Genomic DNA, 22,478 nt, shown 5'->3' on the forward strand with positions numbered 1-22,478 from the left:
AACGGACGCTTAGTTTTTCTCTTTGTCGCAGGCACCACGGCGGGTAATGGTGATGCCCAGCTGCTTGAGTTTGCGGTAGAGATGGGTACGCTCCAGGCCGACTTTTTGCGCTACGCGGCTCATATTGTGGTTTTCCTGGTGGATGTGGTATTCGAAATAGCGCCGTTCCAACTCTTCGCGCAATTCGCGCAGCGGCAGGTCGAAATTGAAGCCGTTTTTGCCGTCGCCGCCGCTTTCCTGGTTGAACTGGTTGAGCATCCGTGCCACGGCGCCATCGTTCACTTCGCCGCAGCCGCTGTTGAGCACCAGACTTTTGACCACGCTTTTGAGTTGTTCCAAATTGCCCGGCCATTCGTATTGGCGCAGCTTGGTGAGGGCGGCGGAAGTGAAACGCACGCGCGGCATGTGCTGGCCGGTGCACGATTCTTCGGCGATTTGTTCGACCAGAAACGGAATGTCGTCGGATTGGAAGCGCAGCGGCGGGATGGAAACGGTTACGCTGGAGAGCAGGCCGAGCAAGTCGGTATCTTGGGCGCCGTCGCTGATAAGCTGCGGCAGGGGTATGGTGCTGGTGCAGATGATGCGGGTGCGGTGCTGGGCGGCTTTGCCGACGATGAAATTGATGCTCTTGCGGATGTCGCGCGGATATTGGGCGATGTCGCCCAGATAGAGAATGCCGCCGGTGGCGCGGTTGAGCAGATCGCCGGGCATTTCGGCGATGTGGGCGGCTTTGGTGGGTTCGATCCACGGGGTATTGTTTTTGTGCAGGCAGCGGGCAACGGTTTCGAAAGGGGAGCCGGATTCGCCCAAGAGCATCACCGGGCTGGTTTGCGCGGCAGCGTTTTCCACTTGCTGCATCAGCTCTTTTATCACCGTGCTTTTGCCCAGCTTGTCGAGCGAGATGGCGGCGGCAGACTGGCTGGCGTTGTATTTCATCGCCCGCTCTACCGTCGAGAGCAATTTTTGCATGGTAATCGGCTTTTCCAAGAAATCCAGTGCGCCGATTTTGGTGGCTTCGACGGCGGTGTCGATGCTGCCGTGGCCGCTCATCATCACCACCGGCATGGTGAGCTGGCCGTTGGTCGCCCATTCTTTGAGCAGGGTGATGCCGTCGCTGTCGGGCATCCAGATGTCCAATAAAACCATGGCCGGCCGGGTTTGGTTGCGCAGCCTGCGGGCTTCGCCTGCGTTTTCGGCCAAGGCCACGGTATAGCCTTCGTCTTCCAGCGTTTCCTGTAAAACCTCTCGGATGCCGATTTCGTCGTCTACGATCAGGATGTCGGTGTTTCGCATGATTCGTTGGTTTCTTGTGCGGGTGGTAATGTGATGCTGACGCAGGCGCCGCCGCTTTGGCGGTTGGACAGGGCGATGCGTCCGTGCTGCTCTTCGATGATTTTCTTCACAACCGGCAGCCCCAAACCGGTGCCGCCGGCTTTGTCGGTTACATAGGGCTCGAACGCGTGCTGCAGCATGTGCTTGCTGAAACTCTGGCCGTTGTTGCAAACCTCTAGGGCGATTTGCCCGTTTTCCACAAAGGTGCGGATATGCACCTGCGGTTCGGCATCCGCCGCTGCCGCTTCCGCTGCGTTTTTCAGCAGGTTGTGCAGCACTTGGCGCATGGCGGTGTTGTCGGCTTTCAACTCGGGCAGATGCCCGTCCAAATCGGCGCTAAAGCGGCAGGGCGTGCTTTCGTACAACACCAAGATTTCTTCAATCAGTACGTTTAAGTCGATATTGCTCAAACGTTTGATGCCGGAAGAGCGGGCGTAGTTGCGGAAGGCTTCCACCATCACCTGCAGCGCGGCAACCTGCTTGACAATGGTGTCGGTGGATTTCTGCAGTATCTGTTCGTCGGCCTCAGCCAGCTTGCCATGCAATTTGCGTGCCAATCGTTCCGCCGACAGCTGGATGGGCGTGAGCGGATTGCGGATTTCGTGCGCCAGCCGTTTGGCGATTTCGCCCCATGCCGCTTCTTTTTGCGCCATAACCAGATTGGTAATGTTGTCAAAAATCAACACTATGCCTTTGCCGTTTTCTTCAGGCAGCCTGACCGCCAAGCCTTGCAAAATCCGCTCGTCTTCTGCGGTGGGGTAGGCGATTTCTATGGCGCTGCCGCTTTCTTCGCTTGCCAGCAGTCGGTTGAAAACTTCGGCCAAAGTGTGGTGTTGCGGCGACAAATCTGCCCAATTTTGCCTGTTGTGGCCGATCAGTTGGCGCAGCGGCAGCGCCAAAATGCTTTCCGCGCTTTGGTTGTAGGTGTTCAGGCAGCCTGAACGGTCGAGCGTGATCACGCCGGAGCTGAGACTGTCCAGCACGCGCTCCAGATAATGGCGGGCGGCTTCCTGCTCTTTACGGTGCAACTCGTCCGACACTTTGGCAATGGCCAGCTGTTCGGTCATGTGGTTGAACTGCTCGGTCAGGCGGCCGAGTTCGTCGCGGCGGGTAACGGTGATGCGGCGGCTGAAGTTGCCATGCGCCACCGCCTGCGCGCCTTCGGCCAGCAGCAGGATCGGTTCAACGAAGCGGCGGGCGAAATACAGCGCCAGCGCCAGCGAAACCAGGCTGGCCAGCACGGTTGTCAGCGCCAGGGTAATGACAAAAAAGGTTTGCAGGCCGCGGTTGGCAAAGACCAGCTCGGCATATTTCGACCAGGCCGCTTCGATCAGTTGCGCGTCTTGGGCGGTATTGGCGGGCACCGGCTGGCGGAAAAACAGCGCATAGCGTTTGCCGTTACGCTCGGGCAGCGCCAGCCAGCCGCCGGCATACAGGGTGCCGTTGATGTTTTCCACGCCGCTTTCTTTGCCGCTCATGCGGATGCGGGTCAGTGTTTCGGCATCGAGTTCGGGCTGGCGCAGATGCAGCGGATTACTTTCGGATACCAGCTGCGGCTGTTGTTTGATTTCCCATACCGCCACATGGCTGAACTGGCGGGCGCGGGCGGTTTGCAGCGCGTCTTGCGGACGGTTTTGCAGGCTGGCGGCGGTAAGCTCGGCATACAGCAGACCGGCCTGGTCGGTGGTTTTGCGTACCGCGCCGTCCAAAGCGCTGCGACTGAGTTTCAGGCTGCGTTCGAGCGCTTCTCTGGTGTCGTCGCCAAACCAGGAATGGATGGTGCGGGTAATCATCTGCCCCGAAACCAAGAGCAGCAGCAGCGCCGGCACCATCACCGCCAGCGTGAAGGCGAGCGACAGGCGGCGGGCGATGCGCGAGCCGAATACGCGGCTGCGGCGGTCGCGCACAATCAGCCAGATATAACGCAGAATCACCGCGATCATCACCGCGATCAGCGCCAGGCAGGCGCCGCCGATATACCAGAAATAGGGCGCCAGACGGCTGCTGTTGTCGGTGGAAAGAACGAGCAGGAAGAGAATGGAGAGTGCGATAAAGCCGAGAATCAGAAGAAAACGCTGCATGATGGAAAAAAGCTTTCAGGCTGCCTGAGAGACGTGCGGCGGGTTAGTGCTGGGGTTTTACCTGCAGGGTCTGCCAGCCGGAATCCAGATTCCAGCTTTTGGAAGTCAGCGCGTTGATTTGGAAGGGTTTGGGCAGGTTTCCCATGCTCAGGTTGAGACGGATTTGCGCTTTGATTTCGTTGGCTTCGATATCGCTGAGCGCGTCTTTGTTGAGCACTTTCCAGTTGGCGATTGCGCCGACGGCTTTGAGCGCGGTCTGCAGGCTGTTGTATTCGGTGGAAAAGGTGCCGACGGTAATGCGGTAGCGGCGGGTGAGCGGGTGGTAGGAGAGTTTGTAGCCGACGGTGTTTTCGTTGCTGATCAGCTGGGTAACGCGAAAGCGGTAGGCCGCCAGCGTCGGTTTTTCCAGCTGGTAGGAGAGTAGAAATTCAAGCGGCACGCCCTGCTGCAGCGCGTCTTTGAGCTGGTCGGGCAGGTCGGTTTGGAAGCGGCTGCTGATGCTCAGGCGGCCGTCGGCCGTCAGCACGGCTTCGCGGCGGGTGGGCTTGATGCCTTCGGCCGCGGCACCCAGCGGCAGCGCCAGCAGTGCCAGCGCCAGCACGCACGCAGGCAGCCTTTTCAGGCTGCTTTTAAGGCGAAAAAGCAGCCTGAAAGGGGAATACGGCTCACAACGGCGGCCGTTTGCGGATAAGCGCGTAATAAAAGCCATCTTGTTTGTCGTTTGGCAGCAGAAGCTGTTCGGTTACGGATTCGGCATCGGGGTGGCGGCTGAGAAAGCGGCGGCACTGTTCTTGGTTTTCTTCTTCAAACAGCGAGCAGGTTGCCAGCAGCATCCGTCCCCCGGGTTTGACCGTCTGCCACAGCGCATCAAGCAGTGCGGCTTGCTGGCGGGCGGTCTTGACGCCGTCGGCGGGACGGCGCAGCCATTTGATGTCGGGATTGCGTTTGACGGTGCCCGAGGCGGTGCAGGGAATGTCCGCCAATACGGCATCGAAAGGGCGGCCATCATACCACGCGGCCAAATCCTGCGCTGGCGCGCAGTGCAGTTCGGCCTTGAAACCGAGGCGATCGAGATTGTCTTTTACCCGCTGCAGACGCTGCGGGTCGATGTCGATAGCGGTCAGCTCGCAGTCGGCCGATTCGAGTATGTGCCCGCTTTTGCCGCCCGGTGCGGCGCAGGCATCGAGCACGCGTTCGCCGTTTTGCACGTCCAAAATCAACGCTGCCTGCTGGGCGCCGAAGTCTTGCACGGATACCACACCTTCGGCAAAGCCCGGCAGTTTCGCCACCGGCACCGCCTGATCGAGCCGGATGCTGTGGCTGCCGAGGATTTTGCCGTCCAAACCGGCAGCCTGAAGGGTGGTCAGGTAGCTTTCGGCATCGCTGTGGCGGCGGTTGACGCGCAAGGTCAGCGGCGGGTGCGATTGGAAAGCGGTGGCGATATTGTGCCAGTGCTTCGGATAGCGGTTTTGCAGATAGGCCAACAGCCAGGCGGGCAGATTGTATTTGGCGGTGTCGTCGCGGCGGGCAGCAGCCTGAAGTTTTTCCTGCTCGCGCAAAAAGCGGCGCAGCAGCGCATTGGCGAGCGAGCGGTATTGGCCGCGGCCGATGCGGGCGATTTGCGCCACCGCTTCGTTCACCACTGCGTGCGGTGCGTTGCGGGTGTAGGCCAGCTGGTAGAGCGCCACCAGCAGCAGCGCTTCAAGCTGCGGATTAGACAGCGGACTGTTCAGCATACGGCCGAGCATAAATTTCAGGCTGCCTGCGTAGCGCTGCACGCCGTAGGCAAGGTCTTGCAGCATGCCTTTGTCTTGCGGCGACAAATCGGGATGCGCCCGCAGCAGCGCCGCCAATTCGTCGGCAAGATTACGGCCTTCGCCAACGGCAACAACGGTTTGCGCGGCCAGTTTCTGAACTTGGGAAAGGGACATGGTAGGGCGGTCTTGGAAATCAAATAATCAATAAGGCCAAGCTGCTTTCAGGCAGCCTGAAAACGGCAGGGCAGGCTTACAGCATATAGCCGGCACCAAGCGCATGGCCGGCGAGAAAGGCGGCGGCGTCCATGCGGCGGCTGCCGGCAGCCTGAAGCTCGGTAATCCGCAGCGCGCCGCTGCCGCAGGCCACGGTAATACCGCCGGCGTCGGCTTGGATAATGCTGCCGGCGCGGCCGCTGCCGTTTGCCGGCTCCGCGCGCCAGATTTTCAGCGGCTTGCCCTGGTATTCGACCCACGCCGCCGGCACCGGATTGAAGGCGCGGATTTTGCGCAGCAATAGTGCGGCGTCTTGGTTCCAGTCGAGATGGGCGTCTTCCTTGCCGAATTTGGCGGCGTAGCTGACGCCGTTTTCAGGCTGCGCAACGGCTTTCAGGCTGCCTTCGTGTGCCAGACGCTGCAAGTCTTCGACGATGGCGGCGGCACCCAACTCCATCAGCGCGTCGTGAACGTCCTGCGCGGTATCGTTATCGCCGATGGCGTAGCGGTGTTCGCTGACGACGGCACCGGTATCCAATCCGGCATCCATCTGCATAATGCACACGCCGGTTTCGGCATCGCCCGCTTCGATGGCGCGCTGGATGGGGGCGGCACCGCGCCAGCGCGGCAGCAGCGAGGCGTGGATGTTCAGACAGCCGTGCTTGGGCGCGTCGAGCACGGCTTGCGGCAGAATCAGGCCGTAGGCGGCGACCACCATTGCGTCGGCGCCGATGCTGCGGATGTGCGCCAGCGCGTCGTTGTTGCCGCGCAGTTTTTCAGGCTGCTCTACATTCAGCCCGAGCTCGAGCGCGGTTTGCTTGACCGGACTGGGCTGCAGTGCCATGCCGCGCCCTTTGGGACGGTCGGGCTGGGTCAGCACCAGCGGCACTTCAAAACCAGCTTGGACAATGCGTTTTAATGCGGCGGCGGCAAAATCGGGGGTTCCGGCAAAAATAATCTTCATGAGCGTTTGGCAGTTTTTATGTTTTCAGGCTGCCTTGATAAGCGCAAAGGCAGCCTGAAAGGGTGAAAAGATAAAGCGGCAGGAAGCGGCGGCAGTATTTTCAGGCTGCCTGCTTCATTTCTTTTTTGCGTTTTTTCATTTTGGTGCGGATGCGGGTCTGCTTCATCGGCGAGAGGTATTCGACAAAGAGTTTGCCGTCCAAATGATCAATTTCGTGCTGGATGCAGATGGCAAGCAGGCCGTCGGTTTCCAATGCCTGCTTGTCGCCGGCCAAATCGAGAAATTCGACGCGCACACTCTCGGCACGGGTAACGGTGTCGTACACGCCGGGCACCGACAGGCAGCCTTCTTCATAGGTGGTCTGGCCGTCTTTGTGGGTGATAACGGGATTGATCAGCACCAATAGGGAATCATGTTCTTCGGAAAGGTCGATAACGATAATGCGCTCTTGGATATTGACCTGGGTTGCCGCCAGACCGATGCCGCGTGCTTCATACATGGTTTCGGCCATGTCCGCAGCCAGCTTGCGGATACGCTCGTCCACCGCGGCAACGGGCTTGGCAACCTGGTGCAGGCGCTCGTCGGGGTGGACCAAAATCGGGAGTAATGCCATTTTGTTTTTTTCTTTCAATTGATAAATGCTATGTGTGCGTGTGAAAAATTTAAGTGAAATGTTGCATCCGGCACCACTAATGCGGGCGGGAAAACACGTTGCAAGGGGACAGAGTGTGGCAAACTTACCAATTTGCCTTTACGGAAAGCAGCGCAATACTAGCCGAAACACGGTTAAATGCACTATTATTTCGCCTATCCGTTAAAACATGTAATCCTAACCAAGGGGATGCGAATGCAAAAGCCTATTATAACCCTGCTTTGTGCGGCAGGCATGATAATTTCCACTCCGGCAATGGCAGAAAAACTGCGCATCCGGCCGAATGCGCCCAAGCAATATACCGTGAAAAAAGGTGATACCCTGTGGGGCATTTCCGGCAAATATCTCTACCATCCGTGGAAATGGCCGTCTTTGTGGAATGTAAACCGTAAGAAAATCGCCAATCCCCATCTGATTTATCCGGGTCAGGTGTTGGTGCTCTATTATGTAAACGGCCGTCCGGTGCTCGGCGTTAAACGCGGCAAGAGCAAAAAAGGCGGTATTCCCACCATCAAACTCAGCCCGAGAATGCGCGAGCTGAGCGCAGGCTACGGTATTCAGACCATTAATGTCGATTTCTACCGCCTGTTTATGAAACACCCCCAATTCCTGAGCGCCGAGCAGGCCACCCATCTGCCGCGCTTGGTGGGCGGCCCTGACAGCCGCGTGATGTACACCAACGGCGACCGTATCTATGCCGATGGTGTGAAAGAACCCGGTAAATATTTGGTTTTCCGTATGGGCAAAGATTTGATTGACCCGGAAAACGGCCGCAATTTGGGCAAACTGATCGAATTCAGCGGCGAAGCCTATACCGTTGCCGGTCGCGATCAGGTTTTGGCTGATCAAAGCGCCTATGAAGTTTCATTGGAAGAGCGTCAAGACGGCAAACGCGCGAAAAGCGTAACCGCCCACACCGCCCAAGCCATGCTGCTGGACAATGCGGTTTCCGAAATCCGCAAGGGTGATTACCTGCTGAAGAAAAACAGCGATTTCGATACTGCGTTCAACATGATGCCGCACGCTCCGGATCGTCCGGTTAATGCCCGTATCGTAGAAATCATGGACGGTGTTTCCGAAAGCGGCACCATGCAGACCCTTATCCTGAACCGCGGTACCGCCGACGGTTTGAACAAAGGCACCGTGCTGGGTATTTACAAACGCGGCAAACTGCTCAAATCCGAATGGCGTCCGCGTGACGGCGAAGATAAAAAAGGCCGTTATGTGAATACGCCTAATCAGGAAATTGGTTTGGCAATGATTTATCGTGCCGGCCCCCACGTATCTTCGGCGATTATTTTGGAAAGCATTACCAATGTAAGCAAAGAAGACCTGCTGGCAGAACCCGGCCGCGATCTTGAAACCTTTGGCCCCAGCAATGTGGGTAAGGAAAACATGATCCGCAACTAAACCTGCCGGAAACAAAAAAGCAGCCTGAAAACTTTTCAGGCTGCTTTTTGCATGTTTAATATTTTGAAAGTTAAAAACCTTTTTCATTACTCCGTTTCACGCCTGCCCAATGCAGGCGTTTTGCCGTTTCAGGCAGCCTGAAAACTGATGAAAAGTGCTAATGGTTCGCAAATACTAAAGAATAGTTCCGACTACTCCTTTCGGATAGGGTGGTTTCCGTATTAGGGCAACTGTTTTTTTTCGGGCGGCTGCTTAAGAATGGCATTGTCCGCGGCACAGGGGTGAAACCCTGAAACGGCGGGCATTTTCAAGATAAATAAGCTTGTTTTTCTACAGGATAACTTCAGGTCTCAAGAAGGACGAAAATGAAATCTCCAGCTTACAAACGCTATTCGGTATTGGTGTCCAGTACGGTGTCGTTCACCGTATGTTTCATGATTTGGATGATGTTCGCGGTGGTCGGCATTCCGATTAAAGCGCAACTGGGTTTGACCGAAGCCCAGTTTGGCCTGCTCACCGCCATTCCCGTGCTCTCCGGCTCGCTGGTGCGCGTGCCGCTGGGGATTCTTACCGACAAGTACGGCGGCCGCATTGTGATGTTTGTGCTGATGCTCGCCAGCGTGCCGTTTATTTTCCTGATGCAGTATGCCACTGAGTATTGGCAGTTTCTCACCATCGGGCTGATTATGGGCTTGGCCGGCGGTGCGTTTTCGGTGGGTACGCCCTATGTTGCCCGCTGGTTTCCCAAAGAACAGCAGGGCTTGGCAATGGGCGTTTTCGGCGCCGGCAATGCCGGTAGCGCGCTCACCAAGCTGATTGCGCCGCAGTTAATCGCATGGGCGGCAGCGGCAGGTGCGGCCGCCGCTGCGTGGAAAATCGTGCCCAATGTCTATGCCGCGATTATGCTGGCAACCGCCGTTATGTTTTGGTTTACCAGCTACCACGATCCCAAGCATCTGACCGATTCCAAAGTCAGTCTGAAGCAGCAGCTAGCCTTGCTTAAAGACCCCGGCGTTTTGCGCTACAGCCAGTATTACTCTGTGGTGTTCGGCGGCTATGTCGGCCTAGCTTTGTGGATGACGCACTATTACGAAGGCGAATACGGCATGTCACTCACCACCGCCGCGCGTCTGGCCGCCTGCTTTTCCCTGCCCGGCGGTGTGCTGCGGGCTTTGGGCGGATGGCTGTCCGACAAATACGGCGCCTATAAGGTAACTTGGTATGTGATGTGGGTGCTGTGGGTGTGTTTCTTTATTCTCTCTTATCCGCCGACCGATTTTGTGATCAGCACCACGCAGGGCGCCAAGTCTTTCCATATCAGTTTGAACGTGGTGGTGTTTACCGTTTTGATGTTTGCCGCCGGTATTGCGATGGCGGTGGGCAAGGCTTCAGTATTCAAATTCGTCGCCAACGACTACCCCGACAACATCGGCGCGGTATCCGGCATTGTCGGCTTGGCCGGCGGCATGGGCGGTTTCCTGCTGCCGAGCATGTTCGGCTTTCTGCTCGATTACACCGGCATCCGCTCGACCGCCTTTATGCTGCTTTATGGCACCGTATGCGTGTCGCTGGTGTGGATGCACTTTTCGTTTAAGCCCAACCGCGGGCAGTAGCACAAACAGGCAGCCTGAAAACCCCAAAAACGGTTTTCAGGCTGCCTGATGTACTTTCAGACGGCTTATTACCGTTTTTCAAACTGCCGTTGTTTCAGGCTGCCTGAAACCAAAAATCCAACCCATTGAGGAGCAACCCATGTCCCAACCCATCCAAGACTGGCGGCCGGAAGACCCGCAGTTCTGGCAGTCTACCGGCAAAAAAATCGCCAAACGCAACCTGCTGATTTCCATTCCCGCGCTGTTTCTGGCCTTTGCCATGTGGCAGGTGTGGAGCGTAACCACCCTGCGGCTCAACGGTATCGGCTTTCAGTTCACCAAAAACCAGCTTTTCTGGCTGACCGCCGTGCCTGCGCTGTCCGGCTCGGTATTGCGTGCCGTGTATTCGTTTATGGTGCCGATTTTCGGCGGCCGCCGTTGGACGGCGATTTCCACCGCCAGCCTGCTGCTGCCCGCCATCGGCATCGGCATGGCCGTGCAGGATACTTCCACCAGCTACGCCACCATGATTGTGCTCGCGCTGTTGTGCGGCTTTGGCGGCGGCAACTTTTCATCGAGCATGGCCAACATCAGCTTTTTCTACCCGCGCTCGGAAAAAGGCACGGCGCTGGGCTTGAATGCGGGCTTGGGCAACTTGGGCGTATCGGCGGTGCAGTTTGTCGTGCCCATCGTGATTGCCGGCGGCCTGCTGGGCAGCTTGGGCGGCGAGCCGCAAACCTTTACCGACGAAACCGGCACCAGCCAAATCTGGCTGCAAAACGCGGGTTTTGTGTGGGTGCCGGTTATTCTCGCCTCCGCGCTGGCCGCATGGTTCGGCATGGACGATTTGGCCTGCGCCAAAGCCAGTTTCAAAGACCAAGCCAGCATTTTCAAGCGCAAACACACCTGGCTGATGTGCGTCTTGTATTTGGGCACTTTCGGCTCGTTTCTCGGCTTTTCCGCAGGCTTTCCGCAGCTGGCCCAAACCCTGTTTCCGCACATCATTCTGATTAAATACATTTTCTGGGGGCCGCTCATCGGCGCGGTGATGCGCCCCATCGGCGGCTGGGTGGCCGACAAACTCGGCGGCGCGTTTATCACCAATATCGTCTTCGTCGGCATGATCGCAGGCACCGTCGGCGTACTCTCCTTCCTGCCCGACGCAAAGGGCAACGGCGGCAGCTTCTGGGGCTTTTTCTCCTGCTTTATGGTGCTGTTCGGACTGGCCGGTTTGGGCAACGGCTCGACCTTTATGCAGATGCCCGCCATTTTCAGCATTTTCCACAAAAACCGCGCCGAAGCAGGCCACACCGACCACGACACCGCAGGCCGCGACGCGCTGCGCGAATCGGCCGCCGTCGTCGGCTTTACCGCCGCGTTTGCCGGCTTTGGCGGCTTTTTCATTCCCACCAGCTACGGCCTCTCCATCAAAATGACCGACAGCGTCAATGCCGCCCTGTACCTGTTTATCGGCCTGTACGTCGTCTGCGCTGCGATTAACTGGTGGTACTACCTGCGCAAAAATGCCGAAACCAAGTGCTGACGGACAAGGCAGACTGAAAAACCGTTGCGATATTTTCAGGCTGCTATGAACTCCCTCTCCCGCTTGCGGGGGAGGGAATCAAGCGGCAGACTGTTCAGACGGTCTTACGCCGCCCAAGCTCAACCAAGCAGCCTGAAAGGCCGTTTGAAACCCCAAACCCACCCGCACGAAAGCACAAGTAGGGCGTGCGGCCAAGCGCATCGCCGTTGCCCAACGGTTGCTCCTAGGGGGCTGTTGACAATTGGTTTGCGAAGCGGATTTTTTGTCGGAAAGCGGCAGATGCAAGGCGAAAACGCGAGCCAATGCTGCCCATTGGCGAGTGTTTTCAACGTGGCAGATGCCGTTTTACGGCGAAAAAGCTGCCGCAATACCAAATGTCAACAGCCCCTAATTCACGATGCCCCGCACGCCCTACCTGTGTTTTTGCTTTCAGGCTGCCTAACCAGCTTTTTAGACGGCCTAAACCGCCACAAAGCAGTCTGAGACCCCAAACCCGCCACAAAACCGCAAAAGGAACACCCCAATGGCACTCACCCCCGTTCACGAACTGCAAACCCTGATTCGCGACAAAATCGCCGACCATCCCCAGCCGCTCGAAACCGAAACCGTGCACGTGGCCGCCGCCGTCGGCCGCGTTCTTGCCCAAGACATCGTCTCCGCCGTCAACATCCCCCCCGCCGACATCTCGGCGATGGACGGCTACGCCCTGCAATCGGCTGCAAACGCAGGCAGCGAGTGGGCAGTGGTGGGCGAATCCGTGGCCGGACAAGCCTTTTCAGGCTGCCTGCTAAAAGGCGCGTGCGTGCGGATTATGACCGGCGCGGTTGTTCCCGACGACTGCAACACCGTCATTATTCAAGAAAACGTCAGCCTTTCAGATGGCCGCATCACATTGGCAAAAGACGTGTCCGAAGGCGCAAACATCCGCCGCAAAGGCGAAGAAATCGCCGCCGGCGACACCGTGCTTACCGCCGGACGCATCCTGCGCGAAGCCGACATCATGCTCCTGGCCGCGCTCGGTTACGGCGAAGTGCCCGTACACCGCAAAATCCGCGTCGCCCTGCTCTCCAGCGGCAACGAACTTTTAGAACCCGGCGAACCCGATACCGGCCGCGACGACCAAATCTACGACAGCAACCGCGCCATGCTCGCCGCCCGCCTCGCCCGCCTGCCCGTCGAAATCATCGACTTCAAACAAGTCGGCGACGATTTGGAAGACATCCTGCACGTCTTCGACGAAGTCATCCGCACCGCCGACGTACTCATCACCACCGGCGGCGTATCCGTAGGCGACTACGACTTCATGCGTACCGCCGTCGAGCGCGTCGGTAGCGTCCACCACTACAAAGTCGCCCTCAAACCCGGCAAACCCTTCGTCTTCGGCCGCATGATGAAAACCTGGTTTTTCGGAATGCCGGGCAACCCCGTTTCCGGCTTTGTCGGCTTCGACATCTTCCTTAAAGCCGCGCTGTGGCAGATTTGCGGCGCGGCCGATATTCCCCAACCGCTGCGCTTTAACGCCGTATTGAGCGAACCCGTTACCAAAAACCACAGCCGCATGGACATCCAGCGCGGCATCATCGAGCGCCAAGCCGACGGCACATGGCACGCCCGCCCCTGCGGCAGCCAGGATTCGCACCGCATCCTGCAAGTCTCCCGCGCCAACGCCTATCTGGTCATCCCCGCCGAAAGCGGCTCGCTTGAAGCAGGCGAAAGCGTAACCGTGCAGCCCTTTGCCGACGCGTTTTTATAAGGAATTTATAAGCATGGGGGCAGGGCAGGGTACAATACGCCCCGCAGTTTCAGGCTGCCTTTGCCAAACAGGGCAGGGCAGCCTGAAAAATCAGAAAGGCCGTCTGAAACCCGTAGGCCGGATACCCGTATCCGACAGCCGCCCGCAAGGCGGCAAAAGGCAGCCTGAAACCCCGAAACCGCTGCCCGCAACGGCGACGCAAGACAAAGGAAAACCATGAAAACCATCGGCATCATCGGCGGCATGAGCCCCGAAAGCACCGTGCTGTACTATCAGGCCATCAACCGCGAAACCAATCGCAGGCTCGGCGGCAACCGCAGCGCGGACATCGTGATGCACAGCGTCGATTTTGAAGAAATCGTCCGGCTGCAAAAAAGCGGCGACTGGGCAGCGGCAGGCCGCGTGCTGGCGGCAAGCGCGGCCAAACTCGAAACCGCAGGCGCGGATCTGCTGCTCTTGGCCACCAACACCATGCACAAAGTCGCCCCCGCCATCGAAGCCGCCGTCAAGATTCCGCTGCTGCACATCGTCGATGCCACCGCCGCCGCAGTCAAACGGCAAGGCTTGGACACCGTCGGCCTGCTCGGCACCCGCTTTACCATGAGCGACGGCTTCTACACCGAACGCATGGCCGCGCAGGGCGTGCAAACCCTGGTGCCGGGCGGCGCGGAACAAGACGAAATCCACCGCATTATTTTTGAAGAACTGTGCCTGAACCAAATCAAGAGCGAGTCGGCGGCGTATTTCCACAACGCGATAGGCCGTCTGAAAGACGCGGGCGCACAAGGCGTGATACTCGGCTGCACCGAAATCTGCCTGATCGCAAACGAAGAAAGCAGCCCGCTGCCCGTGTTCGACAGCACCGCCATCCACGCGCTCGCGGCCGTGGACTCGGCCTTGGCGCAGGCAGCCTGAAACCGTAGGTCGGATACCTGTATCCGACAGCCGTTTGCAAAACGGCAAAAGGCCGTCTGAAAAGCAGCCTGAAACCTTAAATGCCGTCATTGCCACGCACACAGTTGCCAAACACATAAAGGCAGCCTGAAAGCCGCCAAAGGCCGTCTGAAAAACAAAAAAAGCAGCCTGAAAACCCCAAACCACCCCACCCGCACACCCCCGAGACACGCCATGAACAACACCGCCCCGCTTACCGACCCCTTCAACCGTCGTCTGAGCTATTTGCGCCTGTCCGTTACCGACCTGTGCAACTACCGCTGCACCTACTGCCTGCCCGACGGCTACCAGGGCAAGGCCAAGCCCGACGAAATGTCGCTTGCCGAAATCGAAACGCTGGTCAACACCTTTGCCCGCTGCGGCACGCGCAAAATCCGCATCACCGGCGGTGAGCCGACCCTGCGCCGCGATTTGGCCGACATCATCGCCGCCTGCAAAGCCGCGCCCGAAATCGAAAACGTCGCCCTGACTACCAATGCATTTAGACTTGGCAAACTCTTTCCCGCCTACCGCGCGGCCGGCCTCGACAAACTCAACATCAGCATCGACAGCTTCGACCCCGAAGTGTTTTACGAAATTACCGGCAAACGCGAGTGCAGCAACATCCTGCGCGACCTTGACGCCATTCTCGAGAGCGGTTTTTACGGCATCAAAATCAACACTCTGCTGCTGCGCCGCTACGCCGAACGCACCCTGGCCGACGCGCTCGATTTTGTTAAACACCGCCCCGTAACCCTGCGCTTTATCGAGCTGATGCAAACCGGCGACAACCTCGGTTTCTTCAACAGCCAGCACCTTTCCGCCGCCAAAATCGAACGCGGCCTGCAAGAGCAGGGCTGGCAGCTTATGCCGCGCCTGCCGCATGCCGGCCCCGCGCGCGAATACTTCCACCGCGATTTTGCCGGCAGCATCGGCTTTATCGCCCCCTACAGCGAAGACTTTTGCAAAAGCTGCAACCGCCTGCGCGTGACCGCCCAAGGCAAAATGCACCTGTGCCTGTTCGGCGGCATCGCCTACGATTTGCGCGACTATCTGAAAAACCAAGATTCAGACGGCCTGCAACGCTATCTTTACGAAACCGTCGCCCAAAAACCCGAACACCATTACCTGCACGACAAAAAAGTCGGCCTGATTACCAACCTGTCCATGACCGGAGGCTAAACCATGCACAAAGCCGCACCCGAATTCCGCCCTTTAAACATCCGCATCCTCACCGCCAGCGACACCCGCAAAGCCGCCGACGACAAAAGCGGCGACTATCTGGCCGAAGCCCTGCAAGGCGCAGGCCACATTTTGCAAGGCCGCCAAATCTGCCGCGACGAAAAATACGACATCCGCGCCGCCGCATCCGCCGCCATCGCCGACCCCGCCGTCGAAGTATTGCTCATCACCGGCGGCACCGGCATGTTTGAGCGCGACATCACCCCCGACGCGGTAGAAATCCTGTTCGACCGCAGCATTCCCGGTTTCGGCGAAGTGTTCCGCGCCGTTTCCATGCAGGAAATCGGCCTGTCCACCATCCAATCCCGCGCAACCGCCGGCATCGCCAACCGCACCCTGATCTTCTGCCTGCCCGGCTCCCCCGGTGCCTGCCGCACCGCCTGGGAACAAGTCATCGCCCCCCAACTCGACCCCCGCATCAACAGCTGCGGCTTCACACGCGTGTTTAATGCGTGGGATAAAGCCTGAGATTTTCAGACGGCCTGTTGCCAAAGCAGCCTGAAAACCGTTTACACCAAAGGAGAGAAAAATTGGGATTTTTCGACAAACTTTTCGGCAAAAAACGTGCTGCCGAACCGGTATCTTTCGTTCGGGAAGACAACGAGCAAATTCGGCAGGCAGCCGAAAAAGCACGTGAGACATTCAAATATTTCTGGCGTGAGTATTACTGGGAACAGCGCCGTATCGTCAAAGGGCTCAGCCATGCTGCAGTAAAAGCTCCGTTTTCTCAGGAAATCAAGGGAGTTATCGAAACCGAATACATGTAGCTGGACGATATTTACTTTGACGGCGTCAATATCAGCGGCACCTTAATCAACCAGCCGAATATTCTTACCATCGTTCGGAAAGGCGAGCGCATTACCGATCTGCCCTACCGCGAAATTACCGACTGGCTGCTGGCCTACGGTAAAAAAACCTGCGGCGGTTTCGGCATACAGGCGCTGCGCGCGCAGATGGACGAGCAAGAGCGCCGTGCCCATGATGAAGCCTGTGGGCTGGATTTCGGCGACGGCCAAAACGTGCTGCTGGCCATCGGTCAGGAAGAGCATCCCGAATACCTTGAGCAGCATCCGGCCGACATCAATATGTCCCCCGGCCTGCGCGATTATTTGGACAAACATCCCGCAGCGGCCAATGAAGCCGATGAAAACGGCCAAACCATGCTGCACCACGCCGCCATCGCCGGTAATGCACAGAGCGTGCGCGTGCTGCTGGAGATGGGCGCCAATCCCCGGCTGCGCGACGCGCGCGGCAACACCGCGGCCGATTACGCCAAAGAAATCGGCTGGCCGCAGCTGGCGAATATTTTGAATCAGTAAGGCAGCTTGGGTTGTCGAACCCAACATCCCGTATGCTTCAAAAACCGTTGGATCCCGACCCAAGCTACCGGCTTTCAGGCTGCTTTTTCAGACGGCCGCAAAGCAGCCTGAAACCTTAAACACCGTCATTCCCGCGCAGGCGGGAATCTTCTCCGACCCCAGCACACGGTGAAACAGCATGGCTAAAGGCCGTCTGATCCCGCCCCGCACACCATGCCCGACACCGAACCACTCCCGCTCCTTATCCTTTGCGGCGGCCAAAGCAGCCGCATGGGCAGCCCCAAAGCCCTGTTGCCCGTAGCAGGCGGCACGCTGCTCGATTATCTTGCCGCGCACACCGCGCCCAAGCGCCCGCTGTGGCTGGCCGACGACGGCAGCGGTTTGCCCGCGCCTGCCCGCGCCGTGCGCCTGCCCGATGCCTTGCCCGACAAACAAGGGCCGCTGTCGGCCGTGTTGTCGGCGCTGCAACAAGCGCAGCGGCAGGGTTTGGCGGGCATTTTTGTGATGACCTGCGATACTTTGATTAAGCCCGAAGCGATGATCGGCCGTCTGAACGCTGCGGGCGCACCCGATTGCGATACCGTATTGATGCTGCGCTCGCCCGAAACCGCTTATCCGCTCTTGGCCTACTGGCCGTCGTGCCTTTCAGACGGCCTTGCCGCCTATCTCGACAGCGGCAGCCGCCGCGTGATGCGCTGGGTGGCGCAAATCCAAGCCCGTGATACCGCCATGCCCGAGGCGTGGCAGCCCTACGCCAATTTCAACACCCCTGCCGAATTTGCCGCCGCGCTGGCTGCGTGGCAGGCGCAACAGGCAGCCTGAAAGCGCCGCCGCCGTTTGGGCTGAAATAGACCCTAATTCTTTCGGTCAAATTTACAAAAAATCACACTTCGGCTAAGATGGTGCCCGTTTTTGCCAAGGCGGCGCCAAGACCGTTTCAAGTAAAATATTTTTCAATAATTTCATATAAATACTGATAAAGGACTCCACATGAAAACCAGCGCGCGCAACCAATTGGTCGGCACTGTCAAAGCCATCAAACACGGCGCGGTCAACGACGAAGTCATCGTTGCCCTGAATGGCGGCCAGGAACTGGCCGCAACCATCACCTGCGACAGCCGCGAATATCTCGAACTCAAAGAAGGCAAACCCGTCGTCGCCCTGATTAAATCCACCAGCGTCATCATTGCCACCGATGCCGCCCACATCAAACTCTCCGCCCGCAACCGACTGACCGGCACCATCAGCAACATCAGCCGCGGCGCAGTGTATTCCTTGGTGGAAATCGATCTCGGCAGCGGCGTCTTCATCATCGCCGGCATCACCATCGAAAGCTCCGACGGTCTCGAACTGCAGGTCGGCCAAACCGCCACCGCGCTGTTCAAAGCCGGCAGCGTGATTTTGGGCGTACCGGCGTAAAGCGGTTTATCTGAAAAGAAAAGGCCGTCTGAACCAGATTGCGGGTTCAGACGGCCTTTTTTATTTTTGAGTTTGCCAACACGCTGATTGCGCCCCCCTAAGCAACGTCATTCCCGCCTGCGCGGGAATGGTGCCGCTTGGAGCAGTCTGCGGGTTTGGCAAAAGTTTCAGGCTGCCTTCCTGCACGGAAAAGCAGCCTGAAAACCTTTTGCCCGAACGGACTACTGCGGATCCAAACCGTCCACAATCCTTTGCGCGTCGCCCTTGCTCAGATTGTAGCGATAGTATTTTTGGTAAAACGCCTGGGTTTTGGCGGCCAGGTCAAGGTCGCGGAAGCGCTCGGGGTGGAGCAGTTTGCCCGCCCACAACACTTGCAGCGCGCCTTCGGCGCTGTAGCGGTCCCAGCCGAAAGTGCCGCCCGGGTTGGCGTGCAGACGGTTGTTTTTCACCGCCTTAATGCTCTGCCAGGACGGGTCTTTGCGGATTTTGGCGATGGCCTGCGCGGCATTGCGGCCGCCGATGATGACGATGTCGGGGTTGGCTTTGACGATTTCCTCCATCGGCACTTCGGCCAGGTTGGCGGTGTCCGGCAGGGCGGTGCGGCCGCCGGCGATGCGTATCCAGTCGCCGACGATGGAGCGGCCGCCGTCGATTTTGCGCAGGTTGCTGCCGTCGGAAATGTGCAGCACCAGCGGTTTTTGCGCGGCGGGGATGGCTTTGGTGCGCTCGGAAACCAGGCGGATATTGGCGTCCAGCTCGGCGTTGTACTGCTTGGCAATCTGCGGCGCTTTGCCGCCGATGACGTCGGCGGTGATGCTGACGGTTTTTTTCAGGCCGTCATAAGTTTGGAAATTGACCAGCACGGTTTTCAGCCCGGCCTGTTTCACCTGCTGCTGCATGGACGGCTGGGAAAGCAGCACCACATCGGGGCGGGCAGCAAGCAGCGATTCGCTCTGCACGCTCGAGCCGTTGCTAAGCGCGGGCACTTGTTTGATGCGCGGATAGACTTTGGCAAACCACGGGCGCTTGTGGATGGCTTCGACCGTGCCGACGAGTTTGTCCGCGCCGCCCAACAGCAGCACGACTTGGTTGTTGGCCGGCCACAAATCGGCGATGCGGTTGACCTGGTCGGGGATTTCGACAGCGTTGCCTTTGATGTCGCGCACGCTGCGGGCATCGGCGGGGTTAAACAGCAGTGCCGCACCGAGCAGGGCGGCGGCCAGGGTTTTTGCGGGGAATCGGAACATGGCGGGTTTCCTTGTTTGGGGTTGCGGGGATGGTTTTTTGTTCCCTCTCCCGCTTGCGGGGGAGGGCTAGGGAGGGGGCGGTTACAGCTTCTGAACAGTTCGCGGTGCAGGCATTTCTGTGAAATGCCACCCCCTCCCCAACCCTCCCCCGCGCGGGCGCAGGAGAGGGAGTTTGGTGGCTGTCGGATTGACTGTTTCAGACGGCCTTTGATGCCGTCTGAAAAGGTAGTTTTGCGTAGATCGGATACTTGTATCCGACTTTTCAGGCTGCTTCGCACATTTTGCGGCCGACAAAGCGAACGACGCTGCTGAGGCCGTTGTGGTAACGGCCTTCGTGCAGTTCGGTTTGGGTTTCTTCCAGCAGCAGGATATCGCAGCCTGAAAAGTCGCGGCGGATTTCATCGGCAGAAGACATCATGTCGGGACTTTGGGGGCCGCCAAGCGCGGGATTTTGCCTTGCCAAGGCAAAATGGGTTTTGGCGAACAGTTCGAGGATAACCGTGCCGCCGGGTTTGACGAGGTTCAGCAGGCGGCGGTGCAGCGCGGATTTTTGCTCTGCGGGAAAGTGGGCGAATATCAGTGCCAGCACGTCAAAGGAGGCAGCCTGAAAACCGGTGTCGTCCAGCGTGCCGACAAGGTAGCGCAGGGGCACGCCGCGTTGGGCAGCCAGGGCTTCGGCTTTGCGTTTCCCTTCGCGGCTCAAATCGAAGGCGCTAACCTGCCAGCCGCGTTCGGCGGCGTACACGCCGTTGCGGCCTTCGCCGTCGGCGGGCAACAGGATGCTGCCTGCGGACAGTTTGTCGAGCTGTTCTTTGAAAAAAACGTTGGGGCTGGTGCCGTAGGCATAATCGTCGGTTTGATAACGTTGGTTCCAAAAGGCTTGGCGTTCGGTTTGGGGCATGGCTCTCTCCTTCCCGGATGGTTTCGGCGGCAGCCTGAAAGGTTTTTCAGACGGCCTTTTCAGGCTGCCTTTATGCCGTCTGGAAGGCAGCCTGAAAACCTTTATTGTCCCGTTTTCGGCGGCAGCGGTGCGAGGGCGCAGACGCGGCGGCTCCAGCCGGGGATGTCGAGCAGGCGCAGGTCGGTTTGGTAGAGCGACTGCAGCGCGTCTTGGGTCAGGATGTCGGCGGTGTTGCCGCTTTGCACGGTGCCGTCGGCCAACAGCAGCGCGGTTTGGCTTTGCGGGTGGCGGCCGTGCAGCAGCAGCGGGTGTTCGGGGTTGTGGGTGGTATTGACTACGGTGTAGCCCGCTTCGGCCAAATCGGCCATCAGGCTGAGGATGGCGGCGGCGTTGCCGTAGTCAAGGGCGGAAGTGGGTTCGTCAAACAGAATCACTCGCGGCTCTTGGGCCAGGGCGCGGGCGATGTTGGCGAGCTGTTTTTCGCCGCCGCTGGTTTCCATGTAGATTTTTTGCGCCAAACGGGCGATGCCCAGTTTCTCCAGCGCGGCTTCGGCCACGGCGTAATCGGCTTCGGCGGGCTTGGCATACAGCGGTAGGCGGGCGGCGCGGCCGAGCAATACGTAATCGAGTACGGTGTAGCGGTAGGTTTGCGGGGCATTTTGCGAAACGTAGGCGATGCTGCGGGCGGTTTCGCGCGGGTTAAGATCGGCGGTATCGCGCCCGTTGAGCAGCGCGCGCCCCTGCTGCGGTTTGAACAGGCCGCTAATGCAGTTGAGCAGGGTGGATTTGCCCGCGCCGTTGCGCCCGAGCAGCGAGAGCAGCGTGCCGGCAGGCAGCTCGAGATTCACGCCTTGGAGTACGGCGCGGCTGCGGTAGGCGTAGTGAAGGTTTTGGATTTGGAGCATTTTTCGGGTGTTGGTTTTCAGGCTGCTTTGGGGCAGATGGTTTCTTTTTCCCTCTCCCGCTTGCGGGGGAGGGTTAGGGTGGGGGTGTTTGCGGCTGGATAAACGTTTGCGGTTCGACAGCCAAAGCATTTCTGCGAAATGCCACCCCCTCCCCAGCCCTCCCCCGCGCGGGCGCAGGAGAGGGAGCTTGATTGCTGCTGAATTAACTGTTTCAGACGGCCTAATCCGCCGGTTTCTGCCGCACCAGCACCCAGGCGAAAAACGGGGCGCCGATAAAGCCGGTAAGGATGCCCAGCGGGATTTCCTGCGTATAAAGGTTGCGCGCCAGCGTGTCGGCCAACAGCAGAAACAGCGCGCCGACCAGCAGCGACAGCGGCAGGCTGCGCAGGTTGTTGTCGCCCACGAGCATCCGCGCCAGATGCGGTACGACCAGACCAAGCCAGCCGATGGTGCCGCTGATGCACACGGCCGAGGCGGTGAGCAGCGTGGCGCAGACAATCATCAGCAGCCGCTCTTTGCGGGTGTCGGCGCCCACCAGCCGTGCTTCGCGCTCGCCCAGCGACAGCACGTTAATCCGCCAGCGCATCAGCAGCAACAGCAGCGCGGGCAGCAGCATCACCGGCACAAGCCACACCAGTTGCTCGGTTTGCGCCTTGGCCAGGCTGCCCATCTGCCAATAGACGATTTCGGCCAGCTCGGTTTCGGGGTCGGCCAGATATTTGACCACGCCGAGCGTTGCGCCCATAAAACCGGACACGACAATGCCCGCGAGCACCAGCACCACCGCCGAGTCGCGGCCGATCAGGCGCGGCAGGGTCAGGGTCAAGGCCACCGCCAGCATGCCGCCGCCGAAAGCCGCGCCCTGCATGGCAAGCATGCCGCCGCCGGCAATTACCGCCGCCGCCGCGCCGACGCACGCGCCGGAGGATACGCCGAGCAAATCGGGCGACACCAGCGGGTTGCGGAAAATGCCCTGATACACCGCGCCCGCCAGCGACAGCGCCATACCCACCAGCATCGCGGCGGCAATGCGCGGCAGGCGCAGGTTGAAGATGATGTTTTGGTAGGTTTCGTCGGCGTTGTGGCCGCTCAGGGTCTGCCACACGGCATCGAGCGGCACGGGATAGCGCCCCCACGACAGGGAAAACACGGCGGCGGCAGCAAGCGCGGCGGCGGTCAGGGCGAGCAGGACGGGGTAGGGAATGCGGGACATAG

20 protein-coding genes and 1 pseudogene are annotated in these 22,478 nt (G+C 59.0%); 11 read left to right on the forward strand and 10 right to left on the reverse strand.

Going from position 1 to position 22,478, the window contains the following annotated elements:
- Positions 1-9: 9 nt before the first annotated feature.
- The 6 genes from OP500_RS03790 to def form a co-directional block, all read right to left on the reverse strand.
- The gene (locus OP500_RS03790; RefSeq protein ID WP_238747714.1) at positions 10-1,293 is read right to left on the reverse strand and encodes a sigma-54-dependent transcriptional regulator; all 1,284 of its coding nucleotides are present in this window, start codon (positions 1,291-1,293) and stop codon (positions 10-12) included.
- Complete coding sequence (locus OP500_RS03795) at positions 1,272-3,413, reverse strand: sensor histidine kinase (protein ID WP_274070221.1); 2,142 nt, start codon at positions 3,411-3,413, stop codon at positions 1,272-1,274. Before OP500_RS03795 ends, OP500_RS03790 begins: the two co-directional genes overlap by 22 nt.
- Positions 3,414-3,456: 43 nt before the next feature.
- Complete coding sequence (locus tag OP500_RS03800; protein WP_238747718.1) at positions 3,457-4,122, reverse strand: DUF4390 domain-containing protein; 666 nt, start codon at positions 4,120-4,122, stop codon at positions 3,457-3,459.
- Positions 4,079-5,344 carry a 16S rRNA (cytosine(967)-C(5))-methyltransferase RsmB gene (gene rsmB, locus OP500_RS03805; RefSeq protein ID WP_238747720.1) on the reverse strand — a complete coding sequence of 422 codons (1,266 nt, stop codon included), beginning with the start codon at positions 5,342-5,344 and terminating at the stop codon, positions 4,079-4,081. Before rsmB ends, OP500_RS03800 begins: the two co-directional genes overlap by 44 nt.
- 76 nt (positions 5,345-5,420) lie before the next feature.
- Complete coding sequence (gene fmt, locus OP500_RS03810) at positions 5,421-6,347, reverse strand: methionyl-tRNA formyltransferase (protein WP_274070222.1); 927 nt, start codon at positions 6,345-6,347, stop codon at positions 5,421-5,423.
- Positions 6,348-6,447: 100 nt separating this feature from the next.
- Positions 6,448-6,960 (reverse strand): peptide deformylase, encoded by a 513-nt coding sequence (gene def, locus OP500_RS03815; RefSeq protein ID WP_238747724.1) that lies wholly within the window; start codon positions 6,958-6,960, stop codon positions 6,448-6,450.
- A gap of 234 nt (positions 6,961-7,194) precedes the next feature.
- On the opposite strand from def, the gene OP500_RS03820 reads away from it, so the two are divergent.
- The 11 genes and pseudogenes from OP500_RS03820 (at position 7,195) to OP500_RS03870 (ending at position 18,210) form a co-directional block, all read left to right on the forward strand.
- A complete protein-coding gene (locus tag OP500_RS03820; protein ID WP_407659230.1) occupies positions 7,195-8,409 on the forward strand; it encodes a LysM peptidoglycan-binding domain-containing protein in 1,215 nt (404 codons plus the stop codon).
- A 365-nt stretch (positions 8,410-8,774) separates the two neighbouring features.
- The gene (locus OP500_RS03825; RefSeq protein ID WP_274070223.1) at positions 8,775-10,022 is read left to right on the forward strand and encodes an MFS transporter; all 1,248 of its coding nucleotides are present in this window, start codon (positions 8,775-8,777) and stop codon (positions 10,020-10,022) included.
- 139 nt (positions 10,023-10,161) lie between these two features.
- The gene (locus OP500_RS03830) at positions 10,162-11,544 is read left to right on the forward strand and encodes an MFS transporter (protein ID WP_238747729.1); all 1,383 of its coding nucleotides are present in this window, start codon (positions 10,162-10,164) and stop codon (positions 11,542-11,544) included.
- Between the two features lie 523 nt (positions 11,545-12,067).
- Positions 12,068-13,297 carry a molybdopterin molybdotransferase MoeA gene (locus OP500_RS03835; RefSeq protein ID WP_238747731.1) on the forward strand — a complete coding sequence of 410 codons (1,230 nt, stop codon included), beginning with the start codon at positions 12,068-12,070 and terminating at the stop codon, positions 13,295-13,297.
- 216 nt (positions 13,298-13,513) lie between these two features.
- Complete coding sequence (locus tag OP500_RS03840; protein ID WP_238747733.1) at positions 13,514-14,212, forward strand: aspartate/glutamate racemase family protein; 699 nt, start codon at positions 13,514-13,516, stop codon at positions 14,210-14,212.
- Positions 14,213-14,425: 213 nt separating this feature from the next.
- Positions 14,426-15,412, forward strand: a complete 987-nt coding sequence (moaA, locus tag OP500_RS03845) for a GTP 3',8-cyclase MoaA (RefSeq protein WP_238747735.1) — start codon at positions 14,426-14,428, stop codon at positions 15,410-15,412.
- 3 nt (positions 15,413-15,415) lie between these two features.
- A complete protein-coding gene (gene moaB / locus OP500_RS03850; RefSeq protein WP_238747737.1) occupies positions 15,416-15,940 on the forward strand; it encodes a molybdenum cofactor biosynthesis protein B in 525 nt (174 codons plus the stop codon).
- A 62-nt stretch (positions 15,941-16,002) separates the two neighbouring features.
- Positions 16,003-16,416, forward strand: a pseudogene (locus OP500_RS03855) (YegJ family protein); the annotation flags it as partial.
- Positions 16,417-16,425: 9 nt separating this feature from the next.
- Positions 16,426-16,791: an ankyrin repeat domain-containing protein gene (locus OP500_RS03860; protein ID WP_274070300.1), complete on the forward strand. Its 366-nt coding sequence runs from the start codon at positions 16,426-16,428 to the stop codon at positions 16,789-16,791.
- Positions 16,792-17,004: 213 nt separating this feature from the next.
- Positions 17,005-17,613 (forward strand): molybdenum cofactor guanylyltransferase, encoded by a 609-nt coding sequence (gene mobA / locus OP500_RS03865; protein WP_255778571.1) that lies wholly within the window; start codon positions 17,005-17,007, stop codon positions 17,611-17,613.
- 168 nt (positions 17,614-17,781) lie between these two features.
- On the forward strand, positions 17,782-18,210 hold the full coding sequence (locus OP500_RS03870; protein ID WP_238747743.1) for a TOBE domain-containing protein: 429 nt from the start codon (positions 17,782-17,784) through the stop codon (positions 18,208-18,210).
- 221 nt (positions 18,211-18,431) lie between these two features.
- Here the strand turns inward: OP500_RS03870 and OP500_RS03875 are convergent, their stop codons facing one another.
- From OP500_RS03875 to OP500_RS03890, 4 genes are all read right to left on the reverse strand, one after another.
- Positions 18,432-19,457: an ABC transporter substrate-binding protein gene (locus OP500_RS03875; protein WP_274070224.1), complete on the reverse strand. Its 1,026-nt coding sequence runs from the start codon at positions 19,455-19,457 to the stop codon at positions 18,432-18,434.
- A gap of 262 nt (positions 19,458-19,719) precedes the next feature.
- On the reverse strand, positions 19,720-20,358 hold the full coding sequence (locus OP500_RS03880) for a class I SAM-dependent methyltransferase (RefSeq protein WP_274070225.1): 639 nt from the start codon (positions 20,356-20,358) through the stop codon (positions 19,720-19,722).
- A 101-nt stretch (positions 20,359-20,459) separates the two neighbouring features.
- Complete coding sequence (locus OP500_RS03885) at positions 20,460-21,263, reverse strand: ABC transporter ATP-binding protein (RefSeq protein WP_274070226.1); 804 nt, start codon at positions 21,261-21,263, stop codon at positions 20,460-20,462.
- Positions 21,264-21,483: 220 nt separating this feature from the next.
- Positions 21,484-22,476, reverse strand: a complete 993-nt coding sequence (locus OP500_RS03890) for a FecCD family ABC transporter permease (RefSeq protein ID WP_274070227.1) — start codon at positions 22,474-22,476, stop codon at positions 21,484-21,486.
- Positions 22,477-22,478: the final 2 nt, after the last annotated feature.

Origin of the sequence: Kingella sp. SNUBH-2017, assembly GCF_028680565.1 — a bacterium.
Classification (GTDB): Bacteria; Pseudomonadota; Gammaproteobacteria; order Burkholderiales; family Neisseriaceae; genus Kingella_D; species Kingella_D pumchi.